Origin of the sequence: Aestuariibaculum sp. M13 (assembly GCF_024723255.1) — a bacterium.
Lineage (GTDB): Bacteria > Bacteroidota > Bacteroidia > Flavobacteriales > Flavobacteriaceae > Aestuariibaculum > Aestuariibaculum lutulentum.
Genome location: NZ_JANIAC010000001.1, coordinates 528,015 through 554,557 on the forward strand (window position 1 = coordinate 528,015; position 26,543 = coordinate 554,557).

Sequence of the window (26,543 nt, forward strand, 5' to 3'; positions counted from 1 at the left end):
CTGTTAAACAGGACTATATAAAAATGAAAAAAATATTAGTTATAGATAATTACGACAGCTTCACTTACAACCTTGTTCATTATTTAGAAGATTTAAACTGTGATGTTACCGTTTTACGAAACGATAAACTTACCTTAGAAGATGTTGAAGCCTTCGATAAAATTGTACTATCGCCCGGTCCAGGAATCCCAGACGAAGCGGGTTTATTAAAACAAATTATTAAAACCTATGCACCAACAAAAAGCATTTTAGGCGTGTGCTTGGGTCAGCAAGCCATTGGAGAAGTCTTTGGTGGCACTCTGGAAAACTTAGAAGACGTTTATCATGGTGTAGCCACGAAAGTAAACATAACGGTAGACGACGAAACCCTTTTTAAAGGTTTAGACAAGGAAATTGAAGTTGGTCGCTACCATTCCTGGGTTGTCAACTCCAACTTACCCGAAGTATTAGAAGCCACCTCAGTAGACCATAACGGACAAATCATGTCTTTACGTCACAGAGTTTACGATGTTAAAGGTGTACAATACCACCCAGAATCGGTATTAACTCCACAAGGTAAACAAATACTTAAAAACTGGATAGAGAACTAAACCAAGATTTAAGACATTAAATTATGAAAGACATTTTAAACAGACTTATAAATCACGAAAGCATCTCTACCGACGAAGCCAAACAAGTCTTGGTTAATATTTCCAAAGGAGATTATAACCAAAGTCAGATTGCGGCATTTCTAACAGTTTATATGATGCGTAGCATCACTTTAGACGAATTGAAAGGCTTTAGGGATGCCCTTTTAGAATTATGTATACCAATTGATTTAAAAGAATTCAACGCGATTGATTTATGTGGTACTGGTGGTGACGGCAAAAACACCTTCAATATTTCAACGCTTGCTTCATTTGTAACAGCCGGTGCCGGTGTTCATGTAGCAAAGCATGGTAACTATGGGGTATCATCGGCATGCGGGTCATCAAATGTTATGGAATACTTGGGCATTAAGTTTTCAAACGATGAAGATTTCTTAAAGAAATGTATCGATCAGACGGGAATTTGTGTACTTCACGCGCCACTGTTCCACCCGGCCATGAAAAACGTAGCCCCAATTCGTCGTGAATTAGGTGTTAAAACCTTTTTTAATATGTTGGGGCCTATGGTAAATCCGTCGTTTCCTAAAAATCAAATGGTTGGGGTTTTCAATTTGGAATTATTGCGCCTGTATGGATATCTATATCAAAGTACCGATAAAAATTATAGCGTGGTTCATGCTTTAGATGGTTACGACGAAATCTCTTTAACCGGAGGAACGAAAGTCATTTCAAATAATAAAGAAACCATGTTCACGCCGGAAGATTTAGGCATTGCTCAAATCACCCAGGAATCTATTTACGGTGGAGATACTATCGAAGATGCAGCTAAAATATTTGTGAATGTCATTAACGGAAAAGGTACTGAACAGCAAAACAATGTGGTGTGCGCCAATGCAGGATTAGCCATTGCAACCACCAAACAAATTGGTCACAAGGAAGGTTTTGAATTGGCCAAAGAATCTTTATTCTCTGGAAAAGCCAAAGCGAGTTTAGATAAATTAGTAGCATTAAGTAAGTAATGAATATATTAGATAAAATTACAGCCGATAAACGAACCGAAGTCGCTTTAAGAAAATCTTTGATTCCGATTTCACAGTTAGAACAATCGGTGTTATTCGAAAGACCAACAGTGTCTTTAGCTGAAAAATTAAGAACCAGCAACACTGGTATTATAGCTGAACATAAACGTCGTTCGCCTTCTAAATCGGTTATCAACCATAACCTCAATGTTAATGATGTTGCTAAAGGTTACGAAGATGCCGGTGTTTGTGGCATGTCTGTTTTAACTGACGGTAAGTATTTTGGAGGCTCGCTAGACGACTTACTACTGGCTCGCGCTTCCTGTAATTTACCATTATTACGCAAAGAATTCATTATCGACGAATACCAGTTACTGGAAGCTAAAGCTTATGGTGCAGATGTGATTCTGCTTATCGCAGCCATCTTAACACGTGATGAAATCAAGCAGTTTTCAGAATTTGCTAAAAGCCTGAATTTAGACGTTTTATTAGAAGTACACAATGAAGAAGAATTAAACAAAAGCATCATGCCTAGTTTAGATATGTTAGGTGTTAATAACCGAAATTTAAAAACTTTCGATGTTAGTTTAGACACCAGTAAATCGTTAAGTGCATTAATTCCTGATGATTTCGTTAAAGTATCAGAAAGTGGCATCAGTAATATTGAAGCTATTAAATCTTTACAGCCATTTGGTTACCAAGGTTTCTTAATTGGTGAAAACTTTATGAAAACCGATAATGCCGGTGACAGTGCTAAAACATTTATAGAACAATTAAATAAATAGAACCTGAAACAAGTTCAGGTTGACAAAAAGATGAAGTTAAAAGTTTGTGGTATGAAATATCAGGATAACATTCAGGCGGTGGCAGATTTGAAACCAGATTACCTAGGTTTTATCTTCTACGAGAAATCAGCAAGATGTTTCAACACCACTATTCCAGATATTTCTAAAAGCATTAAAAAGACAGGTGTTTTTGTAAATGAAACTGTAGAGTTTGTACTTGAACAAATTCAGACTCATAACTTACAGGCTGTCCAATTACATGGTGAAGAATCTACGGAATATTGCGAGCAGTTAAAAAACTGTCATGCTGAACTTGTTTCAGCATCTCTCGATAAGAACCCGAAACACCTTCAGGTTGACAAATCATTAGAAATCATTAAAGTCTTTTCTATAAAAGACGAATTCAATTTCGAGGTTTTAAAACCTTACGAAACGGTTTGTGATTACTTCTTATTTGATACCAAAGGAAAACTTCCGGGAGGCAACGGTTATACTTTCGATTGGAATGTATTAAACGATTATCCATCAACCAAACCCTTCTTTTTAAGCGGTGGTATTGGTCTAGATGAAGCCGACAAACTGAATGCTTTTACACAAAGTCCTGCATCAAAATATTGTTATGCTATTGATGTAAACAGTAAATTTGAAATAGAACCCGGATTAAAAGATATTGAACAACTAAAGCAATTTAAAACAAATCTGTAATTCCGCACCTGATACGGAATCTATTATAAACTAATAACTAAAATAAAAAGATCCTGAAATAAATTCAGGATGACAATAAAAAAATGAACTATAACGTCAACGAAAAAGGGTACTACGGCGAATTTGGAGGTGCATTTATTCCAGAAATGCTTTACCCGAATGTAGAAGAATTACGCCAGAATTATTTAAAAGTGATGGCTGAGCCTTCGTTTCAGGAGGAATTCAACCAATTACTAAAAGACTATGTGGGGCGCCCATCGCCTTTATATTTCGCCAAGCGTCTTTCAGAAAAATACAACACTAAAATATACTTAAAACGTGAAGATCTGAATCATACAGGTGCACACAAAATCAACAATACCATCGGGCAAATCCTAATGGCAAAACGCCTTGGTAAAACTCGTATTATTGCTGAAACCGGTGCTGGTCAACACGGTGTAGCCACTGCTACGGTTTGTGCCTTAATGGGACTGGAATGTATTGTGTATATGGGTGAAATTGACATTGCCAGACAAGCACCAAACGTAGCAAGAATGAAAATGCTGGGTGCCAGTGTGGTTCCTGCAAAATCAGGAAGTCGTACACTTAAAGACGCCACTAACGAAGCAATCCGTGACTGGATTAACAACCCGGTAAACACCCATTATATTATCGGCTCAGCCATTGGCCCACATCCTTATCCGGATATGGTTACCCGTTTTCAAGCGGTAATTTCAGAAGAAATTAAATGGCAGTTAAAAGAACATGAAGGTCGCGAAAAACCAGACTACGTGGTTGCTTGTATTGGTGGCGGTAGTAATGCTGCCGGAACTTATTATCACTTTCTACATGAAGAAGACGTTAACATTATCGCTGTTGAAGCTGCCGGACATGGGGTCGATTCAGGCGAAAGTGCTGCAACTTCAGTATTAGGTAAAGAAGGTGTTATCCATGGTTGTAAAACCTTATTAATGCAAACCAAAGACGGACAAATCACAGAACCTTATTCAATATCTGCTGGTTTAGACTATCCTGGTGTTGGCCCAATGCATGCACATTTATGCAAAACCGGACGTGCGGAATTTATGGCCATCACCGATGATGATGCCATGAATGCCGGATTAGAACTTTGTAAATTAGAAGGTATTATCCCTGCTATAGAAAGCTCTCATGCCTTAGCCATCTTTGAACAAAAACCCTTTAAACCAGACGACATTGTTGTGGTGAGTCTATCAGGGCGTGGTGATAAAGATTTACAGAACTACATCGATTATTTTGAGATTTAGTTTTTTTATTTCCGCGTAGGCGGAAATCTATTTAATATTTATGGATGTTTATTACGTGTACATATTAACAAATAAAAATCATACTGTTCTTTATGTGGGCCGTACAAAACAATTAAATATTAGACTAAAACAACATAGAAACAATAGTCAAAAAACATTCACAGGAAGATACAATGTTCACAAACTGGTTTATTTTGAAACAACTAAATATGTTAATAATGCCATTAAACGTGAAAAACAAATAAAGAAATGGAATCGCCAATGGAAGATAAATCTAATTAATGGATTAAATCCCGATTGGAAAGACCTTTCAGAGTATGTTTAAAGGATTCCCTCCTTCGAGGGAATGATAAAACAAATTAATTTATGAACAGATTACAGCAAAAACTACAGGAAGATAAAAAGTTACTATCTATATATTTTACAGCCGGTTATCCGAGTTTAAACGATACCGTAAGTATTATTGAAGACTTAGAAAAAAGCGGTGTCGATTTAATTGAAATCGGATTACCATTTAGCGACCCCTTAGCCGATGGCCCTACCATTCAGGCGAGTTCTACTCAAGCGCTTAAAAATGGTATGACTACCGAAATTTTATTCAATCAGTTGAAAGATATTCGTAAAACGGTGAATATTCCATTAATAATTATGGGCTATTTCAATCCCATGTTACAATATGGTGTAGAAGCCTTTTGTAAACAATGTCAGGCCATAGGTATCGATGGATTAATTATTCCGGATTTACCAGTGGATGTTTATCATGACGAATACAAGGCTATTTTCGACACGTACGGATTGGTTAATGTATTCCTAATTACACCACAAACCAGCGAAGAGCGCATTCGTTATATCGATTCTATTTCCAACGGATTTATCTATATGGTAAGTAGCGCCAGCGTTACCGGAAGTCAGTCAGGCTTTGGAGATGAGCAAACGGCATATTTCAAACGTATTTCCGATATGAACTTAAAGAATCCACAAATTGTTGGCTTCGGAATTAACAACAACGAAACCTTCAATCAGGCTACCACTTACGCAAAAGGCGCCATCATTGGAAGCGCATTTATAAAACATGTGTCTTCAGAAAAATTAGACACTATTCCAGATTTCGTAAGCGGCATTCTTCAATAAAATGTCACCAAAATACACATAACAAGAACCGATAAGACATAAAATCTTATCGGTTTTTATTTAATAGGACAAATACTCCTATTTATTTAAATTAGTTGGCATGTTTATTGTGTTAGTCAACTTAAATTCAAACACATAAACCATAAATTCCCTTCTCATGAAAAAGCATCTAAGTGCCCTTGTTTTTGCTATCGCCATCGTTATCGCATCCATTATTTTCGGGAATGCTGTCATCAATCGGAATAAAAAAGCTGGAACCATTTCGGTCACCGGATTAGGTAAAACAGATTTCACTTCAGATCTTATTGTATGGGAAGCCCGTTTTTCACAGGTTAATGCCGATTTAAAACAAGCCTACGCCGACCTCAAAAAAGACAAGGAAGCTATTGTTTCTTATTTTAAGTCCAAAGGCATTACTGAAGATGCCATTATCTTTAGTGCTGTGGAAACCAATAAAAACATGAAACAGAACTACTCTTCAGAAGGCAAATATATGGGACAGGAATTTACAGGTTATACACTAAGCCAGACATTGCAAATAAACTCTAAAGATGTTGAGAAAGTAGAAAAATTATCCAGAGAAGTTACCGAACTTTTAAACAAAGGTATTCAGCTGTATTCGGTAGCTCCGCGTTACTATTATACCAAGCTCGAAGACCTAAAAATAGAAATGGTTTCTAAGGCTACAGAGAATGCCCGACTTCGCGCAAAAAGTATTGCGGAAAATTCAGGCGCCAGACTTGGCGAATTATCTACAGCCCAAATGGGTATCTTCCAGATTACAGGACAAAACTCTACCGAAGACTACTCCTGGGGTGGTGCTTTCAATACAGCATCAAAAGAAAAGACCGCATCGATTACCATGAAGCTCACCTATCTTATTGACTAATATTAAATTTTAGCTAAAGTCCTGATTCTTCACTATAATTTCATTAAATTTCATCTGTTATTTTTATTTTAAATAGTCAGAAGGAATGCCTTTATTATCATTTTCGATTGGTTTAAAATCAACTAATAAAGACCATTTCATAGCATATCTAGTTATTTAATGCATACCTAAAATTTTATGGAAGAGATAGAAAACATTGAATTAGCCTACCTGAGTTTAGACGATTACGACGAATTGAAAGAAGCCATGATTGCTTCCTACGCCTCCATGCCCGATGCGTACTGGCGTGAGTTTCAAATTAAGAAACTTATCGACATGTTTCCCGAAGGTCAGGTGGTTATAAAAGTGAATAACCAGATTGCCGGATGTGCTTTAAGTATTATTGTTGACTACGATAAATTTGACGACAATCACACATATAAGGATATTACCGGAAACTACACTTTTAATACCCATACCCCTAATGGCGATATTATTTATGGTATTGAAATATTTATCAAGCCGGAATTTCGTGGTCTGCGTTTAGGCCGTCGTTTGTATGACTATCGCAAAGAACTTTGTGAACGTCTTAATTTAAGAGGACTGGCTTTTGGCGGACGTATTCCGAATTATAAAAAATATGCCGACACCTTAAGTCCGAAAGAATATATTGGAAAAGTAAGAAGTAAAGAGATTAACGATCCGGTACTGAACTTTCAAATCTCAAACGACTTTCACCCAACGCGAATCATTAAAAATTATCTGGAAGGCGATGCCGACTCCAAAGACTATGCAGTGCTTCTGGAGTGGGATAACATCTATTATGAAAAGCAAACCAAGCAGGCCGCCATCATTAAAAAGATTGTGCGATTAGGCTTAATACAATGGCAAATGCGTTTGTATAAAGATCTGGATGAGCTGATGCATCAGGCGGAATTTTTTGTCGATGCCGTTTCCGGGTATCGCAGCGATTTCGCCTTGTTTCCTGAGTTTTTTAATGCTCCGCTAATGGCTGAAAACAACCACATGTCTACACCCGATGCTATTCGGGAACTGGCAAAGCATACGGCCGAAATTGTGAGTCGCTTTTCAAAACTTGCCATTTCTTATAACATTAACATCATCACCGGAAGTATGCCGGAGATGGTCAATGACAAACTATATAATGTGGGCTATTTATGTCGACGTGATGGTACAAGTGAGCGTTACGAAAAACTACACGTTACCCCTGATGAAGCTAAGGTTTGGGGTATGGTAGGTGGCAGCAAGCTGCAAACCTTCGACACCGACTGTGGTAAAATAGGTATATTAATCTGCTACGACTCAGAGTTTCCGGAGTTGAGCCGATTACTGGCCGACGAAGGTATGGATATCCTGTTTGTTCCTTTCTTAACCGACACGCAGAACGGATACTCGCGCGTTCGCCATTGTGCTCAGGCACGCGCTATAGAAAACGAGTGCTATGTTGCCATTGCCGGTAGCGTGGGGAACCTTCCTAACGTTGAAAATATGGATATTCAATACGCACAGTCCATGGTGTTTACACCTTGCGATTTTGCCTTCCCTACCAATGGCATTAAAGCTGAGGCGACACCCAACACCGAAATGATTCTTATTGCCGATGTGGATATCGATTTGCTGCGAGAACTTAACCAGTTTGGTAGCGTAAAAAACCTGAAAGACCGCCGTAAAGACATCTTCGAATTACGCAAGCAACCGTAAGACTTTCAGTGTATTTTACTACAATAAAAGAAGGTTAATACATAGAGTTAAAAATAAATTGATTATCTTGTTAATCCAAATCTATGTATTAACCAACTCCTAACATTATGAAATGGTATCTAAAAGTCATTCTAGACAATTACGCCAATTTTCATGGCAGAGCCCGTCGTAAAGCCTACTGGATTTTCTTCGCTTTTAATCTACTCTTTACGTACAGTATTGCTTATATAGCAAGTATACTGGTTGAACTTACAGACTTCGTCTATTTTATGTGGTTACCTATTATTTACTTAATCGCAGTCACTATCCCAACTATTGCTGTTGGTGTACGCCGAATGCACGATGTAGGTAAACCTGGCTGGTTTTTACTCATCCCGGTTTATAGCTTTATACTAGCTGTATCGGCTGGAGAAACCGGAACCAACAAATATGGCGAGGACCCTAAAAAGGAATGCCACGAAACCATAAAAGACTATATTAACGACATTATTGAATTACGCGAGCAACAATCATAAATTAAAGTTTTTTAATACAAATGACGACAGATAAGTTGTATATTAAATGGTAATTTGAATATATTTACTTTCAAAACGTATTATTAACTAACCCCAAATTTTATGAATTGGTATTTAAAAGTCGTAAAAGATAATTACGCAAATTTTGATGGTCGTGCGCGCCGTAAAGAGTATTGGATGTTTACACTGATTAATTCTCTTATTCTGTTTGGTCTCATCGCTATATCGGTTGCTATTACTCTAACTTCTGATGCTTTCGGATTTCTGTCGCTTTATTTCATTTACATTTTAGCGATGATTATACCTAGCCTTGCTGTAAGTGTTAGACGTTTACACGACATTGGTAAAAGCGGATGGTATTATCTAGTAGCTTTTATTCCTTTTATTGGAACTTTCTGGTTATTATTTTTATTAATTACTGAAGGCGAAAAAGGTTCTAACACCTACGGTCCAGACCCTAAAAATATAACTGCAGAAGAAATTGACCAGATTGGTCAGGTTCAGGTAGACTAAACTTTAACTCAAAGTAAATAAAAACCCCATGCTAAATAGTATGGGGTTTTATTTTTTATCGCTTTTTTTGTTTCAGCATATTCAAATACATCGCTTCAACCTTAGCTCTTGCCCAGGGCGTACGTCTTAAAAATTTCAAACTGGATTTAACCGTTGGGTTACTTTTAAAACAATTAATGTTTATAGTATGCCCCATATACTCCCATCCATAATGCGCTACTAAATCATTAATAATTTGCTCCAACTTAACGCCATGCATCGGATTATTGGGTTGTGCTTCCATGGTTTCTTAATTTCTTCTTCTGTTCCGCGTACGTCTGCCACGCGCCTGACTTTTATCGGTATTACCGGCATTGGCCTTTGCTTCTGTTTTAGGCTGACGGTTGCCACGTTGCCCTTGCTGACGTTTCTCGGGTTTGGTTGAGGCATTCGGATCTGGTTCAAAACCTTCCATAATTTCAACAGGCAACTTTATCCCTACCAGTTTTTCAATATCACGTAAATAGGTGGTTTCATCGGCACTTACTAAAGATAAAGCTTCACCGCTGGCTCCCGCTCTACCGGTACGACCAATACGATGCACATAATCTTCAGACACATTAGGCAACTCAAAATTAATAACATGAGGTAATAAAGGAATATCCAGTCCGCGAGCCGCGATATCGGTTGCTACCAGTACGCGTACGCTTCCGTTTTTAAATCCAGCCAGGGCTTTAGTTCTTGCCCCCTGACTTTTATTTCCGTGAATAGCAGCAGAAGTAATACCTGCTTTCCCTAGTTTTTCACTTAGCTTATTGGCGCCATGTTTGGTGCGCGTAAATACCAGTACCTGTTTCCAGTTCCCGTCGGCAATCAGTTTGGTAAGCAATCCGGTTTTTAAGCCTTTTGCTACACGATATACCTTTTGGTTAATGGCATCGACTGTTGTGTTCTCGGGTGTAGCTTCTACCTGCACAGGATGTCTTAAAATTCCATGTGCCAGCTTTTTTATTTCTGGTGAAAAGGTTGCCGAAAACATTAAGTTCTGGCGCTTTTCAGGCATGATACTAATGACGCGTTCTATATCGCGTAAAAACCCCATATCCAACATACGGTCGGCTTCATCAAGCACAAAAATTTCCACGCGTTTTAAAGACGCTAAGCCCTGACGCTGCAAATCTAACAAACGTCCTGGTGTAGCCACCAATACATCAATACCCTGACGGATGGTTGCGGCCTGTGGTTTTTGATTCACGCCACCAAAAATAACGGCACTGCGCAAATTCAAATAAGTACTGTATTCTTTAACGTTCTCGTAAACCTGCGCAGCCAACTCACGAGTTGGTGTGAGTATTAAGGCACGAATAGGACGAAACTTTTGTTTTGGGTTTTCCGATAAGGTATGTAATAACGGTAACGTAAATCCGGCGGTTTTACCGGTTCCGGTTTGTGCCGAAGCCAACACATCATGCCCTTCTAATATTGGTGGAATGGCTTTTTGTTGAATCGGGCTTGGGGTTGTGTATCCTTTTTCGCTAATCGCTTTTAGCAAGGCATCAGATAAGCCTAAGGTGGTAAATGACATAAAAATAATTTAGTAAACCCTTTTCGGGTTGTTGAGATGAACATGCATTCTTGTAGACCACCTCCTTTTGTTAAGGCACAAAGGTACAGCTAATTTATGGCTTCACAGGATTTATTTAAAAAACACCAATATGAAGCCTGTAACAATTTATAAAAACGGGGGTTTTCTTATGTATGCTTGAACATCTCACCTAACAAGCTCCAATAAACTTTAACAATTTAACAATCAATATGCTATTGTCTGGATTCATTTTTATACGTATTTTTAAGAATTACTCTACAAATTACGATTAACACTTGATTTTTAAACTTTAATTTCTATACTTATGATTAAAACCAAACTTTTATTAAAACGAATACTTCTCATGGCATTGGTGCTTCCTTTATTCGCCTCTGCTCAAAGCAAGAAAAAACCAAACATTCTTATTATATGGGGTGACGATGTTGGTATGTGGAACTTAAGTGCCTACCACCGTGGCATGATGGGAGGCTCTACACCTAACATCGATAAAATTGCCGATGAAGGTATGTTATTTATGGACCATTATGCACAACCGTCCTGTACGGCTGGTCGTGCCGCATTTATTACTGGACAATACCCTATACGTGTAGGGTTAGCAACCGTAGGTTTACCTGGCGCTCCTCAAGGTATGAGTGAAAAAGACCCAACATTAGCAACACTATTAAAACCAATGGGCTATGCTACCGGACAATTTGGTAAAAACCATTTAGGCGATCGCGACGAGCATTTACCTACCAATCATGGGTTTGATGAGTTCTTCGGAATTTTATACCACTTAAATGCTGGTGAATATACAGAGCTTTACGATTTTCCTAAAGACCCTGAAGTAGCAAAACAATTTGCGCAACGTGGAGTTATTCATTCCTGGGCACAAGCAGATGGTAGTCAGAAAATAGAAGATAAAGGTGGCTTTGGTGCTGAACGTCAAAAAACATTGGACTGGGAGATTTTAAAAGAATCTAAACGTTTTATAACCGATGCCGTAAAAGACGATAAGCCGTTTTTTGTTTGGCATAACTTAACCCGTATGCACATGCATACGCACCTTTCTGAAAAATACGATGGCGTTACTGGCTATGGTTTGTATGCCGATGGTGTTAAGGAAATGGACGATATTGTTGGCGAGCTTTTAAGTTTACTTGAAGAATTAGATGTTGACGACAATACCATTGTTATGTTCTCTACTGATAACGGTGCTTACTCTTTTGTATGGCCTGATGGTGGTAACCATCCGTTTCGTGGTGAAAAAGGCGTAGGTGGCTATGAAGGTGGCTTTAAAGTTCCTATGATGGTAAAATGGCCTGGCGTAATTCCTGAAGGAACAACTACCGGAGAATTTATGACTATGGAAGACTGGTTACCCACTATTATGTCTCAGTTAGGAGAGCCTGACCTTAAAGAAAAAATGCTTGACAGCTATAAAGCAGGAAAAAGAAGCTACGAAAAAATCCATTTGGATGGCTACGATCAAACCGATCTTATCACCAAAAAAGGACCTTCCAAACGTAAAGAATTCTTCTATTTTACAGAAACCACTTTACATGGTGTTCGTTATGGGGATTATAAGTTTTTATTCAAAAAACAAGACAAATGGTTTAATGGTGTGCAACAAGATATGGTAACTCCTATTGTTGTTAACCTTAAATTAGATCCGTTTGAGCGCTTTATTGAATCCAGAGGCTATAACGAGTGGTTGGAAGACAGAGCTTGGACATATGCCCCTGCATTTGGAAAAATAAGTGTATTTATGGAATCTCTAAAAGAATATCCGCCGCGAATGAAAAGTATGGAGTTCGATATTGATGAAGAGTTAAGAAAATTAACACCGACTAGTAAAAACTAGAACATTGTAAAAACATTATTAATTATAATACGTAAAAACAAAATGAACAAAGAACGCCTGGGTATTTTTCTCAGGCGTTTTTTATTCCATCCTTTTAAGTCTTTCAAAGATTTCTGTTATCCTTAATATCCCTGTTAAACTTTAACAATTTAACAATCAATATGCTGTTGTCTGGATTTATTTTTATTTGTATTTTTAAGAATTAGTCTACAAATTACGATTAACAATTGATTTTTAAACTCTAATTTCAATATTATGATTAAAACTAAACACTTAATTAAACGAATACTATTTGCGGTATTTGTATTACCACTGGCTACACTGGCACAAGACAAGCCCAACATTTTAATCATCTTTCCGGATGATGTGGGTTGGAGTAACGTAAGCGCCTATGGCAATGGCGTTATGGGTTATACAACACCTAATATAGACCGCATTGCTAAAGAAGGTGCCATGTTTACAGAACACTACGCGCAACCAAGCTGTACAGCCGGGCGTGCCGCATTAATTACCGGACAATACCCTATTAGAAGTGGTATGACCACCGTTGGTAGACCTGGTGGTCCGTTAGGATTAAAAAAGGAATCTCCAACCCTTGCCGAAGTTCTTAAAGAGCAAGGTTACGCCACAGGGCAATTTGGTAAAAACCATTTAGGTGATCTTAATTCGCATTTACCAACCGTTCATGGTTTTGATGAGTTCTTCGGAAATTTATATCACTTAAACACTCAGGAAGAATACCAACAAAAAGACTACCCTCAGGATCCTGAATTCTTTAAAAAATATGGTACCCGCGGTGTTTTACATACCTGGGCTACAGATAAAGATGATACGACTGAAGATCCGCGTTTTGGTAAAGTTGGTAAACAACGTATTGAAGATACAGGGCAACTTTCAAGAGAACGCATGGAAACTGTAGACGAAGAGTTTCTAGAAGCTTCTTTAGATTTCATTAAACGTGCTCAAAAAGATGACAAACCGTATTTTGTTTGGTTTAACCCAAGTAGAATGCACATGTATACACATTTAAAACCTGAGAGTCGCTATTTAGCACTTGAGCATACTACCGAGCACGACTTTTATGGCAGCGGTATGATGGAGCATGATATGATGATAGGCGACATGTTAGATAAACTTGAAAAAATGGGTGCTTTAGAGAACACTATAGTTATCTATTCTACCGATAACGGTCCGGAACATAGCGCACGCTTACATGGTGGTACCACACCGTTTAGAGGTGAAAAAATGACCACCTACGAAGGTGGTGTTCGTGTACCTATGATGGTGATGTGGAAGGATCATATCCCTAAAGGACAAGTACTAAAAGGTATTCAATCGCACATGGACATCTTCTCAACCGTAGCAGCCGCAGCAGGTGTGCCAGATGTTGCTGATAAAATGATGAAAGAGAAAAAACAATATATCGACGGGGTTAACAACCTAGATTATTGGTTAGGCAAAAGCGACAAAAGTGAACGTAATAATTTCATTTATTATCACGAATCTACAATAAGAGCGATTAGAATTAACCAATGGAAATTACATTTTGAAACCAGCGAAAACTATTACGCGCCTTATGAAAAACAAAAGTTTCCTATTATGTACAACATCCATTTCGACCCTTACGAAAGTTTTGATAACCTGACAGATCGTTCCGATATCGTACAAAAGAAACAATTCTTAAATGAACCTGTTCAGGAAATTCTTGGAGAACATATTAAATCACTTCAGGAATATCCGCCTGTACAAAAAGCAGCTACACTAGACTTTTCTGAGTTAATGAAAGGTTTACAGGCAGGTAAGCAATAACCCTTTTATATAAATCATAAAAAAGCCCGGGCAATGCTCGGGCTTTTTTTATTCGCATATTTTAAACTAACAAGTACCGGAGACTTTTCAACTTTATATTATCATAACACAAACAAAACATTAGCTTACAATTATTTACACAATTATTTGTATCTTTAGGAAAAACCAACAAAACAAACCTACACTCTGGTTTTAAATATAAGTTAGTCACTTTTTAATTTATTTATTAACCTTTAACTTGTTTTAAATTATGAATTTAAAAACTATTGCTACTACACTAATTTTAAGTGTGACTATGGGCGCATTCGCTCAGGACAAACCCAATATTTTAGTTATTTGGGGTGACGACATTGGCTGGCAAAATGTAAGTGCTTATGGTATGGGTACCATGGGTTACACCACACCTAACATTGACCAGATTGGCTACGACGGTATCCGATTTACCGATCATTACGCACAACCCAGCTGTACTGCTGGTAGAGCTTCGTTTATTACCGGGCAATACCCTATAAGAAGTGGTATGACTACCGTAGGACAACCCGGAGATGCTTTAGGACTTCAGGCCGCATCACCTTGTTTAGCCGAAGTATTAAAAGAAGAAGGCTACGCCACCGGACACTTTGGTAAAAACCACCTGGGCGACCGTAACGAGCACCTTCCAACCGCTCATGGTTTCGATGAATTCTACGGCAATCTTTATCATTTAAATACTCAGGAAGAATCAGAACAACGTGACTATCAGAATTTTGCAAAGCTTTATTCTGGTGATTTAGAAGCGTACGAAAAGAAATTTGGTACGCGCGGTGTGATCCACTCCTGGGCAACCAATTCAGAAGACAGTACAGATGATCCGCGTTTTGGCAAAGTAGGGAAACAACGTATTGAAGACACAGGTCCGTTAACACAGGAACGCATGAAAGATTTTGACGGTTCTGAAGTTATCCCTATGGCAGAAAAGTTCATGAAAAAAGCCAAGGACGATAAGAAACCCTTCTTTGTTTGGTTAAATACGTCAAGAATGCACTTATACACCCGTTTAAATGATAAATGGCGCTATGCGGCAGAAAACTTCACTTCAGAAGCCGATTATTACGGCAGTGGTATGTTACAGCACGATTACGATATAGGAACCGTATTAAAATGGTTAAAAGATCAAGGCTTAGATAAAAACACGATTATCTGGTATTCTACCGATAATGGACCAGAACACAATTCATGGCCTCATGGTGGTACTACACCATTCCGTGGTGAAAAGATGGGAACTACCGAAGGTGGTGTTCGTGTTGTAAGTATGGTAAAATGGCCTGGCGTTATCGAACCTAACCAGGTTAAAAATGGTATTCAGGCACATATGGACATGTTTACTTCTTTAGCAGCTGCTGCGGGTGTTGATAACGTTGCAGACAAAATGATGAAAGAGAAAAAACAATATATAGACGGGGTTAACAACTTACCATACTGGAAAAACGAAACTCAGGAATCTGAGAGAGATATGTTCTACTACTATTACGAAAGCAAATTAAATGCGGTTCGTATGGGGCCTTGGAAATTCCATTTTAACTGGAAAGAAACGTATTATAGTAATATAGAACCAAGAACAGCGCCAATTATCTTTAATCTTCGAATGGATCCATTTGAAAGCTATAAATCTGAAGACGCTTACGGTCACTTAATGCAAAAAGTATCCTGGCTTATGGCTCCAATGGGAGAACAAATGAACAAGCATATTAAAACCTTACTCGACTATCCTCCGGTACAAGGTGGTAAAAGTTTTGATATGTCGAATGTTATGGATGCTGTAGTTAAAAAAGGCCATCAGTAACACAACACACATAAACAAGTTAAAAAGGTCTGGATATAATCCGGACCTTTTTGTTTGCTAATGGCACCAATTTAATATCAGTTTTCACTCCCTGCAAAACATAATAATTAAAAGAAACCCTACATTTTTAAGCTAATCAGGTCATACAATCGGTTACAAAGTATCCTGAATTTTAACAAAATAGACGCCTAATTTACTTTGTCGATAAATATTCTTTTACGTATTTTCAAAGCATTATCTTACAAGTATAGAGTAACACTTAAATATTAAACTTTAATTTCTATAATTATGATTAAAACCAAACCACTATTTAAACGAATATTGTTTCAGCATTCGTATTCCCTTTCTTGGCACTCGCTCAAGACAAACCCAATATTTTAGTTATTATGGTGGATGACGTGGCGCCTAACTCCTTAGGGTGCTATAGTTTAGGTATGCAATATCCAACGCCAAATATCGACCGCATCGCTAAAGAAGGTGCCATATTTACCGACCACTACTCACAACCCAGTTGTACCGCCGGGCGTGCCGCCTTTATTACCGGACAAAAACCAGTACGTACCGGATTAACCACTGTAGGGCAACCAGGTAATCCTCTGGGACTTAAAAAAGAAGACCCTACCCTGGCGGAATTATTGAAACCTATGGGCTACATGACGGCTCAGTATGGTAAAAACCACTTAGGAGACCGTAATGAGCATTTACCTACGGTTCACGGGTTCGATGAGTTCTTTGGTAACCTGTATCACTTAAACGTATCGGAAGAAGAAGAACAGGAAGATTACCCAAAAAGCGAAGCCTTCTACGAAAAATATGGGCCTCGTGGTATTATTGAGTCTTACGCAACAGACAAATATGACAGCACCGAAGATCCGCGTTTTGGCGTTATAGGAAAACAAAAAGTTACCGATATTGGTAAACTAACGTCTAAGCGAATGGAAACCTTCGATGAAGAATTGGTAGCTAAAACCAAAGACTTCATGAAACGTGCTAAAGATGCTAAAAAGCCGTTTTTTATCTGGCACGCCACCAGCCGTATGCACGTGTACACCCACTTAAAAGAAGCATCAAGAAATCTGGCTACACCTATTAGTACCGATATGGACTTATTTGGTTCTGGTTTAATGGAGCATGATGGGCATGTAGGGCAACTGTTAGATTATATGGAAGATTTAGGTATCGATGAAAATACCATTGTAATTTACACCACCGATAACGGCCCGGAACAAAGTACCTTCCCACACGCTGGTGTAACGATGTTTAGAGGCGAAAAAATGACCACTTACGAAGGCGGTGTACGTTCGCCTTTTATGGTACGCTGGCCTAAAAACATTCCTGCTGGTTTAGTTAGAAATGGTATCTCAGCTCACGAAGATGTGTTACCAACCCTTATGGCTGCCGTTGGAAAAGAAAACATTAAAGACGACTTAAAGAAAGGCTATAAAGCCGGCGATATGACTTATAAAGTTTATGTAGACGGCTTCCAGAATTTAGACTACTGGACTGGTAAAACAGATGAATCTTCCAGAAACTATTTCTTTTATTACTACGAATCAGGTTTAACAGCAATGCGTGTAGGCCCTTGGAAAATGCACTTTGCTACCAAAGAGCGTTATTTTGACGATATGGTTAGTCACACCATGCCGCAGTTGTTTAACTTAAGAAAAGATCCATTTGAAAAATACGACGATATTACTGGTTTCCATTTAATTATGGAGAAATCTTGGGTTATGCAACCTGCCATAGGTTTATTAAGCGAGCATCTGGCAACATTTAAAGAGTTTCCGCCACGTCAGGCAGCTGCATCGTTAGATATTAACAAGGCTATTGATGCCATTTTAAAATCGGACACCAGGCAATAATCACTTTACCACACAAATAATTACGAAACACCCGGCCTTTTGGTTCGGGTGTTTTTTTTATATCCTTAAAACATGAGATGAAAAAATACGTAGAAGTAAGTATTTTTTATCTGTAAGATTTTTATTAACTATGTGATTTACAATTTATTAATCCATGTATCCATGAACTAATCGTCAACATAACAGCACCCAAACCCCTCTATTATGAAACCTGAACACCCTAAAAGTAGTGCCTTTAAAGATGAGCACTGGATGACCGCCGACGAAGTACAACGTTTCTTTAAAATTAGTCGAAGCACCCTGTACCGCTGGTGCAAACAAAAACAACTGCCCTACACCACTATGGGAGGCACGCGCTACTACCCGAAGTATTTTACCCTGAATTTGATGCAGCATAATATGCGTTGGGAAGATTTGTAGGTAGCTGTGGAAACTAAAGATGGAGATTCCGAAACCAATTCGGAATGACAATATTTGTTTATCATATTTATCCTGTCATGCTGAACTTGTTTCAGCATCTACAGAACCCAGCCCCCGAACCAAGCAAAATAACCGCATTAGTTAGCAAACACATAGTGCTTTATCTAATAGATTCCGAAACCAGTTCGGAATGACAAACTCCCTATTGTCATGCTGAACTTATTTAGCTTCGCTGAATCTTCGATTTCAGCATCTCATATCTCACGCAAAATTAAACTAATTAACTATGAAACGTACATATCACAACTACTGGGTTTATATCATAACCAACAAACCTCGAGGTACACTTTATATAGGTGTAACCGGTGGTATCGATGATAGAATGGAACGACATGTTTTAGGAAAAGGTTCAGCATTTACTAAGAAATATAAACTAAAACGACTGGTTTATTTCGAGGAGTTTCAATTTATAAATGATGCTATAAAACGAGAAAAGCAATTGAAGAATTGGCATCGACAATGGAAGATTAACTTAATAGAACAAAACAATCCGAATTGGGAAGATTTATGGGTACCCTTGGGCACTGAAGATGGAGATTCCGAAACAAGTTCGGAATGACAAAATCTCCCTGTCATGCTGAACTTGATTCAGCATCTATACCCCCTTTGCAGCTAGACCCTGAATCAAGTTCAGGGTGACACCACTACAACTGTCATACTGAATTTATTTAGCTTCGCTGAATCTTTGATTTCAGCATCTCTACCTCTTGTGGCCAGACCCTGAATCAAGTTCAGGGTGACAAAGTTCATCTCTTTTGAACAGGCATATCACAAAAAAAGTGAGAAGCACAACACCCCTCACTATTTAAAACTCACGTCTCACGACATACGCCTTACACCTTACGATACCGTAACCGCACCTAAAAACGTACTCGTCGCAGCCAGTTGCTTATCGGCTGTTACGAAAGTCGCCCATACCTGAACCTGCTGGCCTGCCCAGTATGCTGGCAGTGGCATTTGTACCGTGGTAAGGTCTCTGGTTCCTGCCGGGTTAGCTGTTTCAAACAAATCGAGCGCCTCGCAATACACGACCACCACCAGCTCGTCGGTAGTGGCGGCATTACCCTGCCCACTGTTATCATCCCAGGTGATGGTGAGTTCCTGACTGGCAGCAGCTACCACGGCCCCATTCGCCAGTCCGCGTAAATCACCTTTGGCAATAAGTACCTTCGGGTAATCTATGGTATAGTCGCCCAACCCATCGGGTAACAAAGCTTCTTTTAACACATAACCCGTAGCCAGATTAAAAGCACTTTTGTCTCCCTGCTGTTTTCCATAATACGACGACAAGATATTTTTTATAGGCGTTACAAAACCTATAGCCGTTTTAAACCGCACACGCTGATCGAGCTGTGCCGTTGTTGGCACATAATTACCGCGTTGCGGTAAACTGCGCATAATATCTTGTCCGCGCCAACGTGCACCCACCACGTTACCTACTTTTCCGGAGAACCCTCCAAGGATGCCTTTACTAAATTTTCCCATGATATATGATTTTTAGGGGTTAAACAGTTCGAAACTAGCACACAACACACTGAATTACAAATCTATGACACCATTTGACACACATTGACACAGCATGAGACCATTTGAGACGGTTTGGGACGATTTGAGACTGAAGCCAAAAAAACAGGGGTTTTGTTGCAGTTTTGTTCGAGGTTTGTTCAGCTCTCGCTCAGGGTTATTTTTTTAAAATCGACTTTAGCTGAACATGGGTGGTATAAGACTGCTGTTAAACAGGGATACACACTATACACAACTGTTAATAAGTCGTTATAACTGTGCGTAACTTCCGTTTAAAAATGTAAGAATAAGCGTTATATTTAAAATCTGAAATATGTTGTTATCCTACCCCGTTAGGATATTATCAAACAAATAATAACGCATATAAACAAGTTAGGCACAAGCTAAAAAAACAATGAAAGAAAATATTAAGCCAAACAAAATACACTTCAAAATTGGTTCATTGGAATGGCTTACTTTCTTTGGAATTCCGATAGCATTGATAGCTAATGGACTAATAAGCGGATTTTTCTATCTAAAAGATATGAATTCATTTAAAGCAACAGATTTTCTAATTGTATCAGTTTCAACCTTACTAATTGGAATTTCGACATACCTATTGCAGTTAAAAAGACTGAATTTCAAATCATTTGAACTTGCTCAAAAACTAGAGGATTTTAAGGAAAATGCTCGAACTATTTTGACGGAAAATAATTGGCGAATTGAAAATGATAATCAGAATTTCATAGTTGCTTCATCTCAAGGAAAATTATTTAGCTCTGATATGCTAATCTTGAGATTCAAAAAAAAAGAAATACAGTGGAATTTAATACAGCATCCTTGGAGCCATAATTCTGGAGCCGCTATATTGAATTTGAATAAAAAAGGAAAAAAGATACTAGAAAAAATAAAAGCCAGTGCCGAACACCATGTATAGCTCATTGCAGCTGAATTTTCTTCCGAAAATTCCTTGTAGTTTGATATCTTTCGGCTACGGCGGAAAATCCTCTCGGATTCCCCGCAACAAGCCATACACAAACCGTTTCATTTGTCGAAGCCTTTAAAAATCAACCTTCTGTTTCTTAGTTAAGCTTTAAAATGATTGAAAAAAGTAATCGAAATAAATTAAATTAAGAATGAAATTTCAATTTTTGAATAAATCCAATTTACCGCACACAATTTTAATTGTTTTATCAATTATTCCACTTGGAATTTATCCTATTTTACTTTTAGTAAATCTAATGTCGCTCGCTGGACACAGATCTGGAAATGCGTCATTTTCAGAAATTCTTTTACCATATTCTTTCTTAATTTTTTCAACTCTTTACCCATTGACTTTTCTATATAGCTGGACAAATAGAAAAAAGAAAAATCTAATTATTTCAATTCTTCCAATATTTCACTTAATCATAAGTGTAATTTTGCTTTTACTCTGGAGGTACTTTGGTAAATAAATTATTAAGAGAAGTATTAAGAAATTTTAATATCCCTGATACAATAACGCCGAAAAGAAATATAAATTTATAAAACAAAAATCCAACACCATATAAAGCTTATTGCTTGAGTGTGTTAATTGTTAACAAAAAAACTAATTAAACCAAACCGATAACCTACGGTTATAAAAACCATTAAAAACTTAAAAATGAATAAAACTCCAATTATTTTATTAATTGCACTTTTTCTACATTCATGCTCTCCTAAAATTAGAAGTAGCTTAACCGATACTAAATTCCCCCAATTAGAAGATACCGAACAGGTTTTTCTTTTAGGCCGTGAGGATGATATTCCAGAAAACTCACTATTTGTTGGTGATTTAAAAATTGGAGATTCTGGGTTTACTACAGATTGTGGATACGAAACGGTTATTGAAAATGCCAAGCTAACAGCCAAAAAATCCGGAGCTAATTTGGTACAATTAGTTGAGATTAAAAAACCAGGTTTTGAAAGCACATGTTATCGCATAAAAGCCAAAATGTACAGAAATATACAAACCGAAAAACTAATAGATTTAATTAATGAAGATGAAAGGAGAAATAAATCCAGATTACCTGACAGTGTAAACTATTCGGTTGTCTATTTTTATAGACCAAAGAAATTTAATGGTTCATTAATCGGATATAAAATTAAACTTAATAACGATTCCATAATTGGAAGAGTTCGTAGTGGTGAAAAATTTGAATATAGAACATCAAATTATGGTAAACATACCTTCTGGGGAGTTACTGAAGCAAAAGACTCTGTAGTTATAAACATTAAAAAAGGTCAGGAATATTTTGTAAAATGCGGAATAAATATGGGTATAGCTATTGGAAGACCAGATATGTATTTAATTGATAATAAGATAGGGATTCGAGAGTATGAACAAATAAAATAAAAACTTTTCCTTGTATTATATAAGTTTTGTTGAATCGGATTTTCTTCTCGGAAAGTCCTCGCAATTTTATTATATTAGTTATGCAATCTGAGAATCCTATCGGATTTTCATGCAACAAACGTAAGCAAAACGGCTGTAGTGTATTTTAGAAAAGGAGGATAAATACATTTAAAGGAAAATTAAATCGGAACAAACTATAATACATCTATAATATGACGAAACTGAAGCAGTATCTCCCATATGTTTTATTATTAGTCTACATTATCGAATTTATTGCATTAGCAATAAACCCAATTGACAGAGCCGTATGGTTTGCTGAAAATTTACCCATTATAGTACCTGTAGTGCTCTTGGTTTTTACTTTTAAGAAATTTAGGTTTTCGAATTTATCATACTTCTTAATAACTTTATTCTTCATGTTTCATACATATGGGGGCCATTACACTTTTGAACTAGCTCCCTTCAATTTAGGAAATAAAATATTAGCTAATCTCAATATGGATTTCTTATTTCCAAGTGATCGAAATAATTTTGACAGAGTTGGCCATTTTTTAGTTGGTATTCTTGCCTATCCTATTGCCGAACTTTTTTTAAGAAAAGGTTGGGTTAATAATAAAACGACTGCTATTATTCTTGGAATTCTTGCTATGGGATTCTGGGGTGCTCTATATGAGGTAATAGAAATGTATTACGCAGTATTAAAAGGAGGTAACTCTGGTGCTGCTTTCCTTGGATCACAGGGAGATATATGGGATGCACAAAAAGATATGTTTTTAGATATTCTTGGTGCGATATCAGTGTTTATAATATTGGGATATTATCTTAATAAAAATGATAATAACTATCCGTTAAGCAAAACATAGAACGTTTAAGACGAATCAAAAAAAAAGAAAAAAAGCGTACGACAACACGTGGTAAAAGGCATAACCACAATCTTTATCGCTTGTAAGTATCGCAATTAAATTTCCGTACTACAGATTGACATTCAGGCTAATCGAATGATTGCCTCGACCTAATATCACAAAGGTAGAGCACCATTGAAAGGAGTGTAAGGGTGAAGCATAACATTGAAGAAATTTAGAACCTTTACCCAAAAAATGATAAGCACTAAATAACTAATGATAAAGCTATATAAAAGTAAACATTCACTAAACTAAACCCGGCAAGTATGAAAACAAACGGCATGTTTTTTAAAGTAGTGATTGCATTTCTAATTGCCTTTGTGGCGGCTAGCCTAGTTACATTGTTATGGAATTTGTTAATCGAAAAAAATGGAGCAATAGTTGATTGGGGAACATCATTTTTCTTAGCGATATTAATAGGGATAGTTATACCAATTGCCAGGAATAAAATGAAATAAAAACGATTTGTAACGCCCCATAAAGTTCATGACTTCTAATTTTCTTCTCGGAAAATCCTCGCAATTTCACTATCTTAGTTAATAAACCAGATATCCTATTGGATATTCATGTAACCCGACCTTATAAGCTGTTAATCACTATGCTTACCAACTCATATTTAATTGAATAATTCAAAATAAAAAACGGCCTTAATGAGACTAGATCCCATAGATAAGTATTTGTTAATTCCAATAAATCGGTTTATTAGCAATTCAACAACCAGTGGCATTCTGTTATTTGCATCTGCTATACTGGCATTAATACTTGCAAATTCGCCTCTTAAAGATGCCTACCATCATTTTTGGGAGCATACATTTACTATTGGTTTTAGTGATTTTAAAGTCTCTAAATCTTTGCATCACTGGATTAATGACGGGTTGATGTCGATATTCTTTTTTGTAGTGGGTTTAGAACTAAAGAGAGAGATTATGGCTGGCGAACTTTCGAAACCTAAAAATGCAATGCTACCTATTTTTTCAGCCTTAGGCGGTATGGTGGTTCCTGCATTACTATACTGGTTATGGAATTCATCAGGCGAAGCTTCCAATGGATGGGGGATTCCAATGGCAACAGATATTGCTTTTGCATTAGGTATCCTCTACTTGTTAGGAGATAGAGTACCCATATCACTTAAGATATTCTTAACGGCTTTGGCTATTGTTGACGATTTGGGAGCAGTATTGGTTATAGCCTTTTTCTACACTTCCGATATTTCCACAATTAGCCTATTGATAGGGGCCGGTTTTTTTGCTGTGCTTTTATTAGCTAATATTTTAGGGGTTAGAAGCACTGTATTTTATGGAGTTGTTGGCATTGGTGGCTTATGGATGGCTTTTTTGCTCTCTGGAATTCATGCTACCATTGCTGGTGTAATTGCAGCTCTTACAATTCCTGGAAATGTTAAAATTGGAGACACTTTATTTGTAAAAAAAATGAATGAACTTACTAATGAGTTTGAAAGAAGTGCGCCTAACAATGTTTCTCTTATTACGTCAGACCAGCTTCATATTTTAGAAAAAATAAGTCGTTACTCGAAAGGAGCTATGACTCCGCTTCAACGTCTTGAACACGGTATGCACCCATTGGTTAGTTATGTGGTTATGCCCATATTTGCGCTTGCCAATGCTGGTATAACGTTTTCCGGAAGTTTTTTCGATAATTTGGGTAGTCATGTTAGCCTGGGTGTCATATTTGGCCTGGCGTTTGGGAAATTTATTGGAGTGGTCGGTTTTTCTAAAATCTTAATAAAACTGAAATTAGCAACACTTCCCGAAGGTGTTAACTGGAGGCAAATTTATGGAACAGCTTTACTGGCAGGTATTGGTTTTACCATGTCTTTATTTATAACAGATCTGGCATTTGCCGATCCAGCCTATATTCTGCAAGCCAAAATAGGCATTTTTGCAGCTTCACTTTTGTGTGGTATTGCCGGGTATTTAACTTTAAGAAAAGCCTAAACAAAATGACATGGTAACACTATTTTTAAATGAAGGATGGCTCAATATCCCTTGGTTTATTATTACAAATTACCTCCCCCTTTTAGCTTATTGACAAAAAAATGCGTAATTTAAAGTAGTGCATTCAAGTGTGCCTTCCAACGAATATGAAGCCGAATTCAACGCATATAACCCTCATATTCTTTTACCTTTTTGCTATACCAATACTAATAGCACAGGAAAAACCTTTGGTCTATACACCAGGTCCTGCAAACCTGAACCCCGACACTTTTGCGCATATTTATTTTTTGAGAGAACAGGATGATGATTTCCCCGATAACTGGTTAGCCGTAATACTTAATGATGATGCCGGATTTTGTGTAAAAGCTAAAATGAATCACGTGTATCGGGTTCATACCAAACTAACAGACACGACAAAACTGCACACAAAAATTAAGAATGCATACATCGAATTAAATCTTATCCTGCAACCTGGTAATGACTACTACGTCTCGCTAAAGCCTGAACAAAACACTCAGGGACTATTAGGATCTTTAAAACTATTGGATAACGCCGAAGGAAAGGCCAGACTACAGGCCTACACCGGCCATATTCAAGACCGGTATTGCATTGTTCCTATGACTGGTAATTATGACTTCCGTGAAAATATATACAACGATACCATACCCTGGTATGCCGACAAAACACACAACTACCTTTTTAGACCTTTACCTTCCTGGGAAATACTGGGTCAGGATAGCCCAAATACGGCATTTGCATTCAGAAACCCTTTAATTTCAAACACCTATTCTGAAGCTGGTGGTATTACGAGTTTATCCTTAAAAAAATGCGCAACTATTGAAGCCTTCGATAACTACTGCAACACAACATTTATAAAAACCATTTTAGACAAACAACACGACACCTTAACCGGCATCACTCTAACGCCGGTATCTTTACCAAAGGGTATAAGCTATGCCCGAATGCTGGCTATTGAAAACAAGAATACGAGTGCCATGCTGCCTGAAACTACTGAACTACTTATGCGCTCTGTTCATATTGTATTCTTCTGGACCGACGAAAAAGGCAAAGGCAACACAGCTAGTATGTACCTGTCTGAACGTGGCCTACCTAACGAGTTGCATAACTTCTCTACCCTGCAGGATCGTTTGCTTTGGGTGTGGCATAGTTTTAAGCTGGTAAATATTAAATAAAAGGGTAACTCCTTTTGTTAATAACTCTGAAAAACTGTGCGTAACTTCGTTTTTGAATTGAACCAGAATTCAAATTATCATGGCATACATAACCTAGACAGTTCG

General features: G+C 37.5%; 26 protein-coding genes. 23 read left to right on the top strand and 3 right to left on the bottom strand.

Translation table 11 applies throughout. The features are described from left to right. Nucleotides 1–23 precede the first annotated feature (23 nt). The 11 genes from NO995_RS02300 to NO995_RS02350 all read left to right on the top strand — a co-directional run bounded on the left by NO995_RS02300 (nucleotide 24) and on the right by NO995_RS02350 (nucleotide 9,110). On the top strand, nucleotides 24–590 hold the full coding sequence (locus NO995_RS02300; RefSeq protein ID WP_258226108.1) for an aminodeoxychorismate/anthranilate synthase component II: 567 nt from the start codon (nucleotides 24–26) through the stop codon (nucleotides 588–590). A gap of 23 nt (nucleotides 591–613) precedes the next feature. Beyond that, nucleotides 614–1,606: an anthranilate phosphoribosyltransferase gene (gene trpD / locus NO995_RS02305; protein WP_258226109.1), complete on the top strand. Its 993-nt coding sequence runs from the start codon at nucleotides 614–616 to the stop codon at nucleotides 1,604–1,606. Beyond that, nucleotides 1,606–2,391: an indole-3-glycerol phosphate synthase TrpC gene (gene trpC / locus NO995_RS02310; protein WP_258226110.1), complete on the top strand. Its 786-nt coding sequence runs from the start codon at nucleotides 1,606–1,608 to the stop codon at nucleotides 2,389–2,391. The genes trpD and trpC overlap by 1 nt, the downstream gene beginning before the upstream one ends. Before the next feature lie 30 nt (nucleotides 2,392–2,421). Then, entirely contained in the window at nucleotides 2,422–3,096 is a 675-nt protein-coding gene (locus tag NO995_RS02315; protein ID WP_258226111.1) for a phosphoribosylanthranilate isomerase, read from the top strand. 83 nt (nucleotides 3,097–3,179) lie between these two features. Next, the gene (gene trpB, locus NO995_RS02320; RefSeq protein ID WP_258226112.1) at nucleotides 3,180–4,361 is read left to right on the top strand and encodes a tryptophan synthase subunit beta; all 1,182 of its coding nucleotides are present in this window, start codon (nucleotides 3,180–3,182) and stop codon (nucleotides 4,359–4,361) included. 40 nt (nucleotides 4,362–4,401) lie between these two features. Continuing rightward, a complete protein-coding gene (locus NO995_RS02325; RefSeq protein WP_258226113.1) occupies nucleotides 4,402–4,686 on the top strand; it encodes a GIY-YIG nuclease family protein in 285 nt (94 codons plus the stop codon). Nucleotides 4,687–4,727: 41 nt separating this feature from the next. After that, on the top strand, nucleotides 4,728–5,492 hold the full coding sequence (gene trpA, locus NO995_RS02330) for a tryptophan synthase subunit alpha (protein WP_258226114.1): 765 nt from the start codon (nucleotides 4,728–4,730) through the stop codon (nucleotides 5,490–5,492). Between the two features lie 157 nt (nucleotides 5,493–5,649). Continuing rightward, nucleotides 5,650–6,381, top strand: coding sequence for an SIMPL domain-containing protein (locus tag NO995_RS02335; protein ID WP_258226115.1), 732 nt, complete (start codon nucleotides 5,650–5,652; stop codon nucleotides 6,379–6,381). Nucleotides 6,382–6,558: 177 nt separating this feature from the next. Continuing rightward, nucleotides 6,559–8,082, top strand: coding sequence for a carbon-nitrogen hydrolase family protein (locus tag NO995_RS02340; RefSeq protein ID WP_240571750.1), 1,524 nt, complete (start codon nucleotides 6,559–6,561; stop codon nucleotides 8,080–8,082). 107 nt (nucleotides 8,083–8,189) lie between these two features. Then, on the top strand, nucleotides 8,190–8,597 hold the full coding sequence (locus NO995_RS02345) for a DUF805 domain-containing protein (protein WP_240571751.1): 408 nt from the start codon (nucleotides 8,190–8,192) through the stop codon (nucleotides 8,595–8,597). A gap of 102 nt (nucleotides 8,598–8,699) precedes the next feature. Beyond that, nucleotides 8,700–9,110, top strand: a complete 411-nt coding sequence (locus NO995_RS02350; protein ID WP_258226116.1) for a DUF805 domain-containing protein — start codon at nucleotides 8,700–8,702, stop codon at nucleotides 9,108–9,110. Nucleotides 9,111–9,165: 55 nt separating this feature from the next. Here the strand turns inward: NO995_RS02350 and NO995_RS02355 are convergent, their stop codons facing one another. Together NO995_RS02355 and NO995_RS02360 are read right to left on the bottom strand one after the other, a co-directional pair. Beyond that, nucleotides 9,166–9,393 carry a VF530 family DNA-binding protein gene (locus NO995_RS02355; RefSeq protein ID WP_240571753.1) on the bottom strand — a complete coding sequence of 76 codons (228 nt, stop codon included), beginning with the start codon at nucleotides 9,391–9,393 and terminating at the stop codon, nucleotides 9,166–9,168. A 6-nt stretch (nucleotides 9,394–9,399) separates the two neighbouring features. Continuing rightward, nucleotides 9,400–10,674 carry a DEAD/DEAH box helicase gene (locus NO995_RS02360; RefSeq protein ID WP_258226117.1) on the bottom strand — a complete coding sequence of 425 codons (1,275 nt, stop codon included), beginning with the start codon at nucleotides 10,672–10,674 and terminating at the stop codon, nucleotides 9,400–9,402. A 325-nt stretch (nucleotides 10,675–10,999) separates the two neighbouring features. On the opposite strand from NO995_RS02360, the gene NO995_RS02365 reads away from it, so the two are divergent. The 6 genes from NO995_RS02365 (at nucleotide 11,000) to NO995_RS02390 (ending at nucleotide 19,070) form a co-directional block, all read left to right on the top strand. Next, nucleotides 11,000–12,538, top strand: a complete 1,539-nt coding sequence (locus NO995_RS02365) for an arylsulfatase (RefSeq protein WP_258226118.1) — start codon at nucleotides 11,000–11,002, stop codon at nucleotides 12,536–12,538. A gap of 255 nt (nucleotides 12,539–12,793) precedes the next feature. Then, the gene (locus tag NO995_RS02370) at nucleotides 12,794–14,347 is read left to right on the top strand and encodes an arylsulfatase (protein WP_258226119.1); all 1,554 of its coding nucleotides are present in this window, start codon (nucleotides 12,794–12,796) and stop codon (nucleotides 14,345–14,347) included. A gap of 250 nt (nucleotides 14,348–14,597) precedes the next feature. Continuing rightward, entirely contained in the window at nucleotides 14,598–16,169 is a 1,572-nt protein-coding gene (locus tag NO995_RS02375) for an arylsulfatase (RefSeq protein ID WP_258226120.1), read from the top strand. 347 nt (nucleotides 16,170–16,516) lie between these two features. Beyond that, nucleotides 16,517–18,031 (top strand): arylsulfatase, encoded by a 1,515-nt coding sequence (locus tag NO995_RS02380; RefSeq protein ID WP_258226121.1) that lies wholly within the window; start codon nucleotides 16,517–16,519, stop codon nucleotides 18,029–18,031. A gap of 204 nt (nucleotides 18,032–18,235) precedes the next feature. Further along, on the top strand, nucleotides 18,236–18,451 hold the full coding sequence (locus NO995_RS02385; RefSeq protein ID WP_240571758.1) for a helix-turn-helix domain-containing protein: 216 nt from the start codon (nucleotides 18,236–18,238) through the stop codon (nucleotides 18,449–18,451). Nucleotides 18,452–18,737: 286 nt separating this feature from the next. Then, nucleotides 18,738–19,070, top strand: coding sequence for a GIY-YIG nuclease family protein (locus NO995_RS02390; RefSeq protein WP_258226122.1), 333 nt, complete (start codon nucleotides 18,738–18,740; stop codon nucleotides 19,068–19,070). 281 nt (nucleotides 19,071–19,351) lie between these two features. On the opposite strand, the gene NO995_RS02395 is transcribed toward NO995_RS02390, so the two are convergent. Continuing rightward, the gene (locus tag NO995_RS02395) at nucleotides 19,352–19,996 is read right to left on the bottom strand and encodes a DUF6266 family protein (protein WP_258226123.1); all 645 of its coding nucleotides are present in this window, start codon (nucleotides 19,994–19,996) and stop codon (nucleotides 19,352–19,354) included. A gap of 433 nt (nucleotides 19,997–20,429) precedes the next feature. Between NO995_RS02395 and NO995_RS02400 the strand changes: the two genes are divergently transcribed. The 6 genes from NO995_RS02400 to NO995_RS02425 all read left to right on the top strand — a co-directional run bounded on the left by NO995_RS02400 (nucleotide 20,430) and on the right by NO995_RS02425 (nucleotide 26,438). Further along, nucleotides 20,430–20,951: a hypothetical protein gene (locus NO995_RS02400; protein WP_258226124.1), complete on the top strand. Its 522-nt coding sequence runs from the start codon at nucleotides 20,430–20,432 to the stop codon at nucleotides 20,949–20,951. 705 nt (nucleotides 20,952–21,656) lie between these two features. Then, nucleotides 21,657–22,388: a DUF2846 domain-containing protein gene (locus NO995_RS02405; protein ID WP_258226125.1), complete on the top strand. Its 732-nt coding sequence runs from the start codon at nucleotides 21,657–21,659 to the stop codon at nucleotides 22,386–22,388. A 212-nt stretch (nucleotides 22,389–22,600) separates the two neighbouring features. Next, nucleotides 22,601–23,251, top strand: coding sequence for a DUF2238 domain-containing protein (locus tag NO995_RS02410; protein ID WP_258226126.1), 651 nt, complete (start codon nucleotides 22,601–22,603; stop codon nucleotides 23,249–23,251). Nucleotides 23,252–23,556: 305 nt separating this feature from the next. Continuing rightward, complete coding sequence (locus NO995_RS02415) at nucleotides 23,557–23,748, top strand: hypothetical protein (protein ID WP_258226127.1); 192 nt, start codon at nucleotides 23,557–23,559, stop codon at nucleotides 23,746–23,748. 192 nt (nucleotides 23,749–23,940) lie between these two features. Beyond that, nucleotides 23,941–25,245 (top strand): Na+/H+ antiporter NhaA, encoded by a 1,305-nt coding sequence (nhaA, locus tag NO995_RS02420; protein ID WP_258226128.1) that lies wholly within the window; start codon nucleotides 23,941–23,943, stop codon nucleotides 25,243–25,245. Between the two features lie 146 nt (nucleotides 25,246–25,391). Then, nucleotides 25,392–26,438, top strand: a complete 1,047-nt coding sequence (locus NO995_RS02425) for a hypothetical protein (protein WP_258226129.1) — start codon at nucleotides 25,392–25,394, stop codon at nucleotides 26,436–26,438. Nucleotides 26,439–26,543: the final 105 nt, after the last annotated feature.

What these genes read in the sequence shown, in the direction of transcription:
- trpA (WP_258226114.1), top strand. Translation starts at nt 4,728, where the DNA reads ATGAACAGATTACAGCAAAAACTACAGGAAGATAAAAAGTTACTATCT.
- trpB (WP_258226112.1), top strand. Translation starts at nt 3,180, where the DNA reads ATGAACTATAACGTCAACGAAAAAGGGTACTACGGCGAATTTGGAGGT.
- NO995_RS02340 (WP_240571750.1), top strand. Translation starts at nt 6,559, where the DNA reads ATGGAAGAGATAGAAAACATTGAATTAGCCTACCTGAGTTTAGACGAT.
- NO995_RS02325 (WP_258226113.1), top strand. Translation starts at nt 4,402, where the DNA reads ATGGATGTTTATTACGTGTACATATTAACAAATAAAAATCATACTGTT.
- NO995_RS02315 (WP_258226111.1), top strand. Translation starts at nt 2,422, where the DNA reads ATGAAGTTAAAAGTTTGTGGTATGAAATATCAGGATAACATTCAGGCG.
- NO995_RS02370 (WP_258226119.1), top strand. Translation starts at nt 12,794, where the DNA reads ATGATTAAAACTAAACACTTAATTAAACGAATACTATTTGCGGTATTT.
- NO995_RS02400 (WP_258226124.1), top strand. Translation starts at nt 20,430, where the DNA reads ATGAAAGAAAATATTAAGCCAAACAAAATACACTTCAAAATTGGTTCA.
- NO995_RS02345 (WP_240571751.1), top strand. Translation starts at nt 8,190, where the DNA reads ATGAAATGGTATCTAAAAGTCATTCTAGACAATTACGCCAATTTTCAT.
- NO995_RS02375 (WP_258226120.1), top strand. Translation starts at nt 14,598, where the DNA reads ATGAATTTAAAAACTATTGCTACTACACTAATTTTAAGTGTGACTATG.
- NO995_RS02415 (WP_258226127.1), top strand. Translation starts at nt 23,557, where the DNA reads ATGAAAACAAACGGCATGTTTTTTAAAGTAGTGATTGCATTTCTAATT.
- NO995_RS02335 (WP_258226115.1), top strand. Translation starts at nt 5,650, where the DNA reads ATGAAAAAGCATCTAAGTGCCCTTGTTTTTGCTATCGCCATCGTTATC.
- NO995_RS02390 (WP_258226122.1), top strand. Translation starts at nt 18,738, where the DNA reads ATGAAACGTACATATCACAACTACTGGGTTTATATCATAACCAACAAA.
- NO995_RS02405 (WP_258226125.1), top strand. Translation starts at nt 21,657, where the DNA reads ATGAATAAAACTCCAATTATTTTATTAATTGCACTTTTTCTACATTCA.
- NO995_RS02425 (WP_258226129.1), top strand. Translation starts at nt 25,392, where the DNA reads ATGAAGCCGAATTCAACGCATATAACCCTCATATTCTTTTACCTTTTT.
- NO995_RS02350 (WP_258226116.1), top strand. Translation starts at nt 8,700, where the DNA reads ATGAATTGGTATTTAAAAGTCGTAAAAGATAATTACGCAAATTTTGAT.
- NO995_RS02410 (WP_258226126.1), top strand. Translation starts at nt 22,601, where the DNA reads ATGACGAAACTGAAGCAGTATCTCCCATATGTTTTATTATTAGTCTAC.
- NO995_RS02300 (WP_258226108.1), top strand. Translation starts at nt 24, where the DNA reads ATGAAAAAAATATTAGTTATAGATAATTACGACAGCTTCACTTACAAC.
- NO995_RS02355 (WP_240571753.1), bottom strand. Translation starts at nt 9,393, where the DNA reads ATGGAAGCACAACCCAATAATCCGATGCATGGCGTTAAGTTGGAGCAA.
- NO995_RS02360 (WP_258226117.1), bottom strand. Translation starts at nt 10,674, where the DNA reads ATGTCATTTACCACCTTAGGCTTATCTGATGCCTTGCTAAAAGCGATT.
- nhaA (WP_258226128.1), top strand. Translation starts at nt 23,941, where the DNA reads ATGAGACTAGATCCCATAGATAAGTATTTGTTAATTCCAATAAATCGG.
- NO995_RS02385 (WP_240571758.1), top strand. Translation starts at nt 18,236, where the DNA reads ATGAAACCTGAACACCCTAAAAGTAGTGCCTTTAAAGATGAGCACTGG.
- trpC (WP_258226110.1), top strand. Translation starts at nt 1,606, where the DNA reads ATGAATATATTAGATAAAATTACAGCCGATAAACGAACCGAAGTCGCT.
- NO995_RS02365 (WP_258226118.1), top strand. Translation starts at nt 11,000, where the DNA reads ATGATTAAAACCAAACTTTTATTAAAACGAATACTTCTCATGGCATTG.
- NO995_RS02395 (WP_258226123.1), bottom strand. Translation starts at nt 19,996, where the DNA reads ATGGGAAAATTTAGTAAAGGCATCCTTGGAGGGTTCTCCGGAAAAGTA.
- trpD (WP_258226109.1), top strand. Translation starts at nt 614, where the DNA reads ATGAAAGACATTTTAAACAGACTTATAAATCACGAAAGCATCTCTACC.